Below are 10236 nucleotides of genomic sequence, written 5' to 3'. Positions count from 1 at the left end.
GGTATCAACACCAGCCTTTTTGCCATAAAGACAGTATTAATCCAGCTTACGAACCCAGATATTACGGAAGCTGACGCTGTCGCCGTGATCCTGTAATTTCAGTGGTAAGCAGCCGTGCGCTTTGACTTGAGGCGGGCCTATCCATTCAGTGGTACCGGCAATTTCAGTGTGATTTTGCACTAACACACCATTATGCAGCACTGTGATATAACCCGGCGATAAGCGCTTTTCAGCTTCAAAACGCGGCGCTTTATAGATGATGTCATAATGTTGCCACTCCCCTGTCGGACGTGTTGCGTTCGCCAGCGGAATAGTTTGTTTATAGACTGAACCAGCCTGGCCATTAGGGTAAGTGTCATTCTGGTACGAATCTAAAATCTGGATTTCGTACATTTCCTGTAAAAAGATGCCACTGTTGTTACGCAGCTGACCTTCTTTGTCCATCCGATCTTTACCAACACGCCATTCCAGATGCAACTGGATATCGCAAAACGACTCTTTACTGCGGATATCGCCAGTGCCTGGTTTAACCGTTAACACACCGTCAGTCATAGTCCACTGTGCTTCTGCACCAGTATTCACCGATTGCCACTGCGACAAGTTTTGATCCAAAAGCTGTAGTGCGTCTGAAGGAGCCTGGCCTTCTGCTGCAGTGACCACAGGCGGCACCGGAGTCCAGACTTCAGTTTTAGCAGCCAAAGCATGACGCTCTGCATCTGATAACTGGCTGATATCTGTGGCCGCCATAGCAGCAGTGCTTAAAGACAAAGCAACACCAATCCATACATAATTCATTATAAATACCTTAAAAAAAGCGGACTAAACCGCCTGATTGAAACCAAAAAAACAAAACCGGATCAGGTCGCCCAGGCGCGATCGCCTTTTTTATACGGCAGATTGCCATCGTACCGGCCTGGTATAGCGACATAACGCAGCACTTCAGTAGCCCCCAGTTTTGAGGTAAAAAACACCATCAGAGTCAGTTGTTTTAACAAGACAAAATAATGCGGTAACGGCTTGCCTGAGTCTTGTTTGGCTTGCTGATCCAGCTTTGACAACAGCTCGTGTTTTTGCGCCGCAGTCGTTTGCATAAAGTCTTTACCAAACTGTTGTTTTGACAAAGCTTTTATTGTTTTTAAGCCTTCAAAAAAAAACGTCTGATACTTCAGCTCATAACAGTCTGCAACCATCACCGCCATCATGGCACCACAAGCAGCGTCTTTAGCGCCAGGCGTACTGGTTTTTGGCAAAATGGTTTCGGCAATTTCATCTAAAAAAGCAATATCAGACTGAGTAAAAAGAGCTTTACCCGCATCCGCTGATTTCAGATCGGCAGCCCATAAATCACCGCCCACCATAGCAACGCCGGTAGCGGCTGCAATCATTTTTAATAAATCGCGTCTGTCCATATTACAGGTCTCCTTTTTTCAGCGCGTCCAATGCATAAGCCGCAGCCCGGGCAGTCAGCGCCATATAGGTTAAAGACGGATTGACACAAGAAGCTGACGTCATAGCAGCGCCATCTGTAATAAAGACGTTAGGTGCATCCCAGACCTGGTTAAAGCCATTCAGTACAGAGGTTTTAGGATCACGGCCCATACGGGCTGTGCCCATTTCATGAATACCTTTACCCGGATGACATTCTTCGTTAAAACCACGGACGTTTTTAGCCCCGCCTGCTTCAAGAATATCAATACCATCCTGCATCATATCTTTACGCATTTTGATTTCGTTGGCTTTGAGCTCAGCATCCATCGCCAGAACTGGTAAACCCCATTTGTCTTTGACAGTGCGGTCTAACGAAATTTTATTGCTGTGATCCGGTAAAATCTCACCAAAACCACTCATACCAATAGTCCATGGACCAGGTTCTGCCAGCGCATTTTTCAGATCGGCACCAATACCCATCTCAGCAATGTTTCTCTGCCAACCCTGACGGCTGGCTGCCCCCTGATAACCAAAACCACGTAAATAATCACGTTTATCGTCGCCCCAGTTACGGAAGCGCGGAATATAAAAGCCTGTAGGACGACGGCCAAAATAGTATTTGTCGTCAAAACCTTCGACTTCACCAAAAGCACCGGCATTTAAATGGTGATCCATCACATTGTGACCCAGTTCACCACTGCTGCTGCCCAAACCACCTTGCCAGATATCTGTGGCAGAATTCATCAGCACCCAGGTAGAGTTAAAAGCTGAAGCGTTCAGAAACACAATTTTGCTGGTAAATTCGTAGGTCTGCATGGTTTCGCTGTCCAGCACTTCAACACCACGGGCACGTTTTTTGTCTTTGTCGTACAACACCTGGGTGACAATAGAAAAAGGCCGCACTGTTAAATTGCCTGTTTTCATCGCCACAGGCAAAGTGGACGACTGAGTACTGAAATAAGCGCCAAAAGGACAACCTAACCAGCATTTATTGCGGTACTGGCAATTGACACGGTTTTGCTCAGGTTTAGGCTGAGAAATGTTGGCAGTACGACCACAGATCAGATGACGGGTACCACCAAAAGATTTTTTCAGCCGGGCAGCAACTGATTGCTCCACCACGTTTAAATCAAAAGCAGGCAGGTACTGACCATCTGGTAATACATCCAGGCCATCTCTGTTGCCTGATATGCCCGCAAAACGCTCTACATAGTCATACCATGGCGCTAAATCGGCGTAACGTATAGGCCAGTCCACAGCTATGCCTTCTTTTAAGTTGGCTTCAAAATCTGCTTCGTTTAAGCGATAACTCTGACGGCCCCACAATAAAGAGCGGCCACCCATATGGTAACCACGGAACCAGTCAAAGCGTTTTTTCTCGACATAAGGCGAGTCCTGATCGTTGGCCCACATGCCATAGGTGCTTTCATTCAGCGGGTAATCCCGCTTTAACACCGGATGCATTTCCTTCATTTTTTCTGTCGGTCTGTCGCGGTGTGGAAAGTCCCAGGCTTCTTTAAAGGCATTGGTGTAGCCTTTGATATGTTCAATATCACGACCACGTTCTAATAATAAAACTTTCAGGCCTTTTTCAGTCAGCTCTTTGGCGGCCCAGCCACCGCTGATACCGGAACCGACCACTATGGCGTCGTAATGATTCTGCGCAACTGTCATCTGTTGTTGTCCCCTGTTGGGCGGCGCCTTATACCCTTTCCGTTCAACGTATTGGGTATAGGTCCTGTTTTCATTTTTTTATAGCTAAGCAGTCAGGCTGCTTAGTCCCGGTTTATACGTCACAAATACGAATAGCCTGAGCCAGCGACTGCGCCCTGCCTTCTTTAGTTTTGGGTGTTGGTACAAATTCCTGCGCCAGATAGCCGGTAAAACCTGTATCACGAATAGCTTTGGCTATAGCGACATAGTTCAGCTCCTGCGAGTCATCAATTTCATGGCGGCCCGGCACTCCTGCAGTGTGGTAGTGGCCAAAATACTGATGGTTATCTTTAATGGTGCGGATAATGTCACCTTCCATAATCTGCATATGGTAGATGTCGTACAACAACTTAAAGTTCTGTGAGTTCAGTCGCTTACAAAGCTCAATGGCCCAGGCTGAACTGTCGGCCAGGTAATCAGGGTGGTCGACTTTGCTGTTAAACAGCTCCATTTGCAGCACCACACCACGTTTTTCAGCCTGAGGTAAAATCTGTTGTAAGCCATTCACTGCGTTTTGTAAGGCTGTTTCTCTGTCCATACCGCGGGCATTGCCGCTAAAACAAATCAGGTTTTTATAACCAGCCTCTGCCACTAAATCTATGTGGTTTTGGTAGCGTTTTATCAGCTCTGGATGAAACTTAGGATCCGACCAGCCATCTTCCAGATCCAGCTCAGCGCCATTACACATAGAGCTGTCGACACCGTGCTTTTTTAAAACAGGCCAGTCGTCTGGCCCGACTAAGTCTATAGCCGTAAAACCTAGAGATTTCACCAACAGGCAAAGTTCTTCAATGGATAAATCGCCATAAGTCCAGCGGCTGACTGAATGACGGATATTGCCTTTCAGGGTACCGCCAGTCACAGGAGCTGCTAGTACAGAGCTACTGAACACCAAACCAGAACCCAGCACCGAAACACCCAATGCCCCGGCTGCCAGTTGTTTTAACAGTTCACGACGGGGCAAAGTACGGCTCATGGCTGTTTGTCCTCTGCTTGTTGTTGCAGTGGCTCATTTTTAAAGATCAACGCAAAGAGCACCAGCACTGCAGCAGCAAAACCTGCAGGGAACAACCAGATAGAAGTCCAGTCTGTCGCTTCAGCGCTGCTGTAGGCCTCTGTGATTTGGCCTGCGACACTAAAGCCTATCAACATACCTATACCGTAAGTTGCCAATGTGATCAGACCCTGAGCTGCACTGCGGATTTTTACGCCCGCTTTGCTGTTGGTGTAAATCTGGCCGGAGACAAAAAAGAAGTCATAACAAATACCGTGCAAAGCTATACCAATGACCAGCAACCATAAGCCCTGCCCCGCATCACCATAAGCGAACAACACATAACGTAATACCCAGGCGGCCATACCTATTAATAAGGTCCAGCGAATACCAAAACGATTCAGAAACAGCGGCAACGCCAGCATAAATAACACTTCAGACACCTGGCCTAAGGTCATTTTTCCTGTGGCATTTTCTACGCCTATGCCCGTCAGGAAAGGATTGGCATTCTGGTAATAAAAGGCCAGTGGAATACAAATCAGCACTGAAGCTAAGAAAAACAACGCGAAGTTACGATCTTTTAATAAGGCTAAGGCATCCAGCCCCAGCAGCTCACCTAATTTCAGTTGCTGACCACGGCCAGCAGGTGGCGTTGCAGGTAAGGTAAAACTGTATAAACCTAAAGCTAAGGAAGCCACAGCACACATCAGAAAAGTGTTTTTCAGAGCGCCATCTGCTATCGCCTGCTGAGCATCCCAGCCAAAAGCGTAACTAATGACTAAACCAGCAGCTATCCAGCCAATAGTGCCCCAAACGCGAATTTGACCAAACTCCAGTTCTGGTTGTTTTAACTGACCAAAAGACACAGAGTTCACCAGCGCCAGCGTTGGCATATAAGCCAGCATGTAACCTAAAACCAGTGGATAAAAGGTTGTGAAATCAGCGGCCTGATACATAAAGTACAATAAAACAGCACCGGCTAAATGCAACACACCCAATAAACGTTCAGCGTTAAAAAAACGGTCGGCTATTAAGCCGACTATAAATGGCGCAATAATGGCGCCCCAGGACTGAGTTGAAAAAGCCATACCTGTTTGTGGGCCTGTGGCCTGCAGGTTCTGGCTTAAAAAAGTACCTAAAGTGACAAACCAGCCACCCCAGATAAAAAACTGTAAAAACATCATGCTGCATAAGCGTATTTTTATGCTGTTCATTATCTTCCCCGTTAATTTCCCCTTCATCCTTAACGCTGCAGGGGTGTTGGCCGCCGTCTCTCACCCCAATCACATAGTGGGCTATGTTCATGGGGACTCGTTCAGTTGCCGCCTACCTGCATCATCAATGATTTTGGGTAAATGATGATTTCTTAATTTTTATATGCGATTACGGCTTTAAACCCAAAATCCGGCGATTACGCGCCTCGTCTGTTTTTGCTCCGGCAAAGTCATCAAAGGCTCTGCTGGCTTTTTCAATCAGATGAGACGCGATAAATGGAGCCCCTTCGCGTGCGCCCTGGCTTGAATCTTTTAAACAACATTCCCATTCCAGTACAGCCCAACCGTCGAAACCGTATTGGGTTAACTTGCTGAAAATACTTTTAAAATCTACCTGACCGTCACCTAAAGAACGGAAGCGCCCTGGTCTGTTGACCCAATCCTGATAGCCGCCATACACACCGCTGCGGCCATTAGGACGAAACTCAGCATCTTTGACATGGAACATTTTGATTCTGCTGTGGTAGCGGTCGATAAAATCTAAATAATCCAGTTGTTGCAGCATAAAATGGCTTGGATCAAACAGAATATTGGCGCGCGGATGATTGTTGGTGGCCTCTAAAAACAGCTCAAAACTGGCGCCGTCGTGTAAATCTTCACCAGGGTGAATTTCGTAGCAGACATCCACTGCTGCTTGATCAAAAGCATCAAGAATAGGCAACCAGCGTTTAGCAAGTTCAGCAAAACCCTGCTCAACCAAACCCGCAGGACGTTGTGGCCATGGGTAAACTAAATGCCAGAGTAAAGCGCCGGAAAAAGTAGCATGAGCTGTTAAGCCTAAATTCTGACTGGCTTTTGCAGCCAGTTTCAGCTGATTGATCGCCCATTCGGTTCGCTCTGCAGGTTTGCCACGCAACGCTTCTGGTGCGAAGTTATCAAACAACTCGTCATAAGCTGGATGCACAGCCACGAGCTGGCCCTGCAAATGAGTGGACAGCTCGGTGATTTCAACACCCACAGCACGGCACTGCGCCAAAATATCATCACAATAGGCCTGGCTGCTGGCCGCTAATTCCAGATCAAAAAAGGCCGGATTATTAGTAGGCACCTGAATGCCTTTGTAGCCTAAATCGGCCGCCCACTTTGCCATACTAACCACATGGTTAAAGGGCGCTTCGTCGCCCATAAACTGAGCCAAAAATATGGCAGGGCCTTTCATCTTATTCATTCGTATTCCTTGGGCCAGCGCTCTGGCAAATCAAAAACTGAACTCTGCTTTGTGAGTGAAAATCTGCCTAGTCGATGACAGGCAAAGCCAGCCATTTTTCATTGCTGTTCTGACTGCTGCTGACAGTTTCAATAAAAGCCATACCCCGCATACCGGCTTTAATGCCTGGTACACCAGTCGGAGTGCCTTTTTCGCCGGCGCGAATAGCAGCAGCAAAATCACGGTATAAATTGCCCATAGCTTCCAGATAGCCTTCAGGATGACCAGCAGGCAAACGACAGCGGCGTGAAGCTTCGGCCCCTAAACCCGCCTGACCAGCACCAGCACGCAATACCTGTACAGGAGCGCCATGAGGTTTTACGATCAGGGTATTAGGTTCCATTTGCTGCCATTCCAGCCCACCTTTATCACCATAAATACGGATTTTCAGTGCGTTTTCTTCACCGGCACAAATCTGGCTGGCCAGCAGCACACCACTGGCACCGCCATCAGTGCGAAATAAAGCAGCACCATCATCATCAAGGCGACGACCTGCTACATGGCTTTTGAGTTCGGCACAAAGTTCGGTGATATGCTGGCCGCTGATAAATTCAGCCATACCAAAAGCATGAGTACCAATATCAGCCATACAACCACTGGCACCAGCCTGAGCCGGATCAGTACGCCAGCTCGCTTGTTTGTTCTGGCTGCTTTCTAAATCTTCGGTCAGCCAGCCTTGTGGGTATTCGACAAAAATTTTGCGAAGAGTGCCTAAAGTACCGTTTTGCACCAGCTCTTTGGCTTGCCACACCATAGGATAACCAAGGTAAGTGTGCGCCAAACCATAGAGGCTGTTGCCGGAAATTAAATCCACCGCCAGTTGCTGAGTTTCAGCTAGCGTGACACCAGCTGGCTTTTCACAAAACACATGAAAACCTGCGGCTATAGCAGCGCGGCTGATAGGCACATGCAATTGATTCGGTGTGACTATCACTAACAACTGCATGCGCTCTGTTTCCGGCAACGCTGCTTCTTGCTTCAGTAATTGTTGCCAGTCGCTGTACAGGCGGTCTGGGCTGACACACAAGTCTTCACCTGTACGTTGGTTGTTACCGGCATCCCGGCTAAAAGCGCCACATACCAGTTCAATCTGGCCATCCAGAGCAGCGGCATGACGATGCACTGCGCCAATAAAAGCGCCTTCACCGCCCCCTACCATACCCATACGGATTTTTTGCTTGCCTGCAGCTTTCATGGTTTTTCCTTGTGCTGTACAACCTGATACGTTGTTCAGACTGTAGATCAAAAATCGAAGCTATAAAAAATGTAACGGATTACATTTTATGTCGTCAATAGAAAATCCGTTATTTGTCGCAAATATTGCACTTTAATTCAACAAAAGCAGAAAAACACCGCACCAAATAAGAGCATTTGCACTAAATCAGCAAGCAGCTTTTGGTAAAATCGTCTTCACTTTTTCAATAAAGTGATTTATAAATGATATCGGTTACATCAGCAACTTTGTAAAAATTGCCTGCTGAAGATCAGCAGGCTAAACAGATGCACAGTAGTGAATATCCAGATAAAATCCAGAGCAAATTCATAAGATGAAAAGTATTCATGTCCAATATTCGTGATGTAGCACAACAAGCCGGTGTTTCAGTGGCTACAGTATCCAGAGCCTTGCAACAACCTGATCTGGTGTCTTTAAAAACCCGCACCAAAGTACTGACTGCCGTCAAACAGCTGGGCTACAAACCTAATCTGATGGCTGTGAAGTTTCGCTCCGGCAAAACCCGTAATCTGGTGGTATTGGTTCCTACTGTTGCCAACGTATTTTTTGCCCGGGTGATCAGCGGCATGCAGCAAGCTGCCCACGACAAAGGGTATTCCTTGTTGTTATGCAATACGCTTGCTGACGAGGAGATGGAACAAAGTTATGCCCGTATGGTGCACACCTCACAAGCGGACGGCTTAATTCAGCTGCGGGCTTATAATCCTTTTGCTCAGCTGGAAATGAAAACCGGTACTGTATTACCTATGGTCAACGCCTGTGAAGTACTGGACCGCATCGCTTGTCCTACTGTGCTTTTGGACAACAGAGCTGCTGCATGCGCTATGACGGAACATTTACTGGAACTGGGGCACAGACGTATAGCCATGATCAAAGGCCCACCTCGCAGCCCACTGACCCGCGACAGGGTAGCGGGTTATCGTGATGCTTTAGATGCTGCAGGTGTCGCTTTTGATGAAAGCCTGCTTTATCCGGGCGATTTTACGTTGCAATCAGGCCATAAAGCCGCCACCGAATTATTGGCGTTGCCAAAGCCTCCTACCGCCCTGTTTTGTGAAAACGATGAAATGGCGATAGGAGCTATCCAGGCTATTAAACAAAAGGGCTTTACCGTACCAGGTGATCTGTCTGTGGCTGGTTTTGATGATATTTCTTTTGCCGCTTTTGCCGATCCGCCGCTGACCACCATAGCTCAGCCTGCTGAAGAATTTGGCAGTACAGCGGTCAGCTTGTTAATAGATTTACTCGAAGGTCGCCTCGGTAAAGCACCTAAAGTCATTTTACCTTTTGACCTGATCCAACGTGCCAGCACAGGTCCTGCTCCCGCAGGGTTCAGCTGACCTTATTTAACCGGCTGGCTGACGCCACCAGAGCAGGAGCAACCTATGCCATACGACCATTCGACCTTCAAACAAAAACCGGAATTGCTGGATCAGCAAAGACGACAATTTCTGAAACTCAGCGCTTTGGGTATAGCGGGTTTAAGCCTGGCGTCCTTGCCTGTATCAGCAGAAACGAACACCACAGCAGCTCCAGCCAAAGTGGTGCCCGGCCTGCAGCTTTATACGCTGCGCGATTTGATGTCACAAAGTGTGGCCGATACCTTAAAACTGGTCGCAGGTGTGGGTTATACCCAACTTGAATTTGCCGGTTATTTTGATCAAACGCCAAAACAAGTAAAACACATTATGGACAACGAAGGCCTGAGCGCTCCATCAGGCCACGTCCCTTTAGAAGTAATGCAACAAAATCTGGATCTGGTGATAGAACAAGCTCAGATCATGGGCCACAAATTTATAGTATTGCCTTACCTGACAGATGAACAACGTAAAACTTTAGATCAATACAAAGCCTTAGCGGCTTTCCTGAATAAAGCAGGTGAACGTATTCAGGCCGCAGGGATGCAGCTGACTTACCACAATCACGACTTTGAGTTTTTTACATTGTCCGGCGAGGTTCCGTATGACGTATTGCTCAATGAGACAGACGCCAGACTGGTGCAAATGGAGCTGGATTTATACTGGGTGGTGAAAGCTGGTCTGAACCCGCTGGATTTATTTGCCAGAGATCCTGGCCGTTTCCCGCTCTGGCATGTCAAAGATATGGACAAAGCCGGTGGTTTTGCGGACGTAGGCAAAGGTGTGATTGATTTCAAACCTATGTTTGCTAAAGCTCATCAGGCAGGTTTAAAACACGCTTTTGTCGAACGGGACCATACCGACAACAGAGTGGAAACCATTCGTCAGGGTTTTAGTGCGCTCAGCACGCTTTTAGCCTGATCGGACAAGGTATAAAAGCAATGATCAAATCCGGCCATTGTGCAGCACACTCCGGCTTTCGTATTGATTATTTTATGGACAGACTTGACATAAGTTTAATTCGGCAG

9 protein-coding genes are annotated in these 10236 nt (G+C 47.4%); 2 read left to right on the top strand and 7 right to left on the bottom strand.

Translation table 11 applies throughout. The features are described from left to right. Nucleotides 1-36 precede the first annotated feature (36 nt). From RHEIN_RS03405 to RHEIN_RS03375, 7 genes are all read right to left on the bottom strand, one after another. Nucleotides 37-795, bottom strand: a complete 759-nt coding sequence (locus RHEIN_RS03405) for a 3-keto-disaccharide hydrolase (protein WP_008897575.1) — start codon at nt 793-795, stop codon at nt 37-39. Nucleotides 796-857: 62 nt separating this feature from the next. Then, entirely contained in the window at nt 858-1409 is a 552-nt protein-coding gene (locus tag RHEIN_RS03400) for a gluconate 2-dehydrogenase subunit 3 family protein (RefSeq protein ID WP_008897574.1), read from the bottom strand. Between the two features lies 1 nt (nt 1410). After that, complete coding sequence (locus RHEIN_RS03395; RefSeq protein WP_008897573.1) at nt 1411-3102, bottom strand: GMC oxidoreductase; 1692 nt, start codon at nt 3100-3102, stop codon at nt 1411-1413. Between the two features lie 112 nt (nt 3103-3214). After that, nucleotides 3215-4117: a hydroxypyruvate isomerase family protein gene (locus RHEIN_RS03390; RefSeq protein WP_008897572.1), complete on the bottom strand. Its 903-nt coding sequence runs from the start codon at nt 4115-4117 to the stop codon at nt 3215-3217. Next, on the bottom strand, nt 4114-5349 hold the full coding sequence (locus RHEIN_RS03385; protein WP_008897571.1) for a nucleoside permease: 1236 nt from the start codon (nt 5347-5349) through the stop codon (nt 4114-4116). The genes RHEIN_RS03390 and RHEIN_RS03385 overlap by 4 nt, the downstream gene beginning before the upstream one ends. A 169-nt stretch (nt 5350-5518) precedes the next feature. After that, on the bottom strand, nt 5519-6577 hold the full coding sequence (locus tag RHEIN_RS03380; RefSeq protein WP_008897570.1) for a sugar phosphate isomerase/epimerase family protein: 1059 nt from the start codon (nt 6575-6577) through the stop codon (nt 5519-5521). A 67-nt stretch (nt 6578-6644) separates the two neighbouring features. Then, a complete protein-coding gene (locus RHEIN_RS03375) occupies nt 6645-7811 on the bottom strand; it encodes a Gfo/Idh/MocA family protein (protein ID WP_008897569.1) in 1167 nt (388 codons plus the stop codon). A gap of 365 nt (nt 7812-8176) precedes the next feature. Between RHEIN_RS03375 and RHEIN_RS03370 the strand changes: the two genes are divergently transcribed. Continuing rightward, a complete protein-coding gene (locus tag RHEIN_RS03370) occupies nt 8177-9190 on the top strand; it encodes a LacI family DNA-binding transcriptional regulator (RefSeq protein ID WP_008897568.1) in 1014 nt (337 codons plus the stop codon). A gap of 45 nt (nt 9191-9235) precedes the next feature. Then, the gene (locus tag RHEIN_RS03365) at nt 9236-10129 is read left to right on the top strand and encodes a sugar phosphate isomerase/epimerase family protein (RefSeq protein WP_008897567.1); all 894 of its coding nucleotides are present in this window, start codon (nt 9236-9238) and stop codon (nt 10127-10129) included. Nucleotides 10130-10236: the final 107 nt, after the last annotated feature.

Source organism: Rheinheimera sp. A13L (assembly GCF_000217935.1).
Lineage (GTDB): Bacteria > Pseudomonadota > Gammaproteobacteria > Enterobacterales > Alteromonadaceae > Pararheinheimera.
Note: the sequence above shows the minus strand (reverse complement) of the source record. Positions and strands in the feature narration are given on the sequence as shown.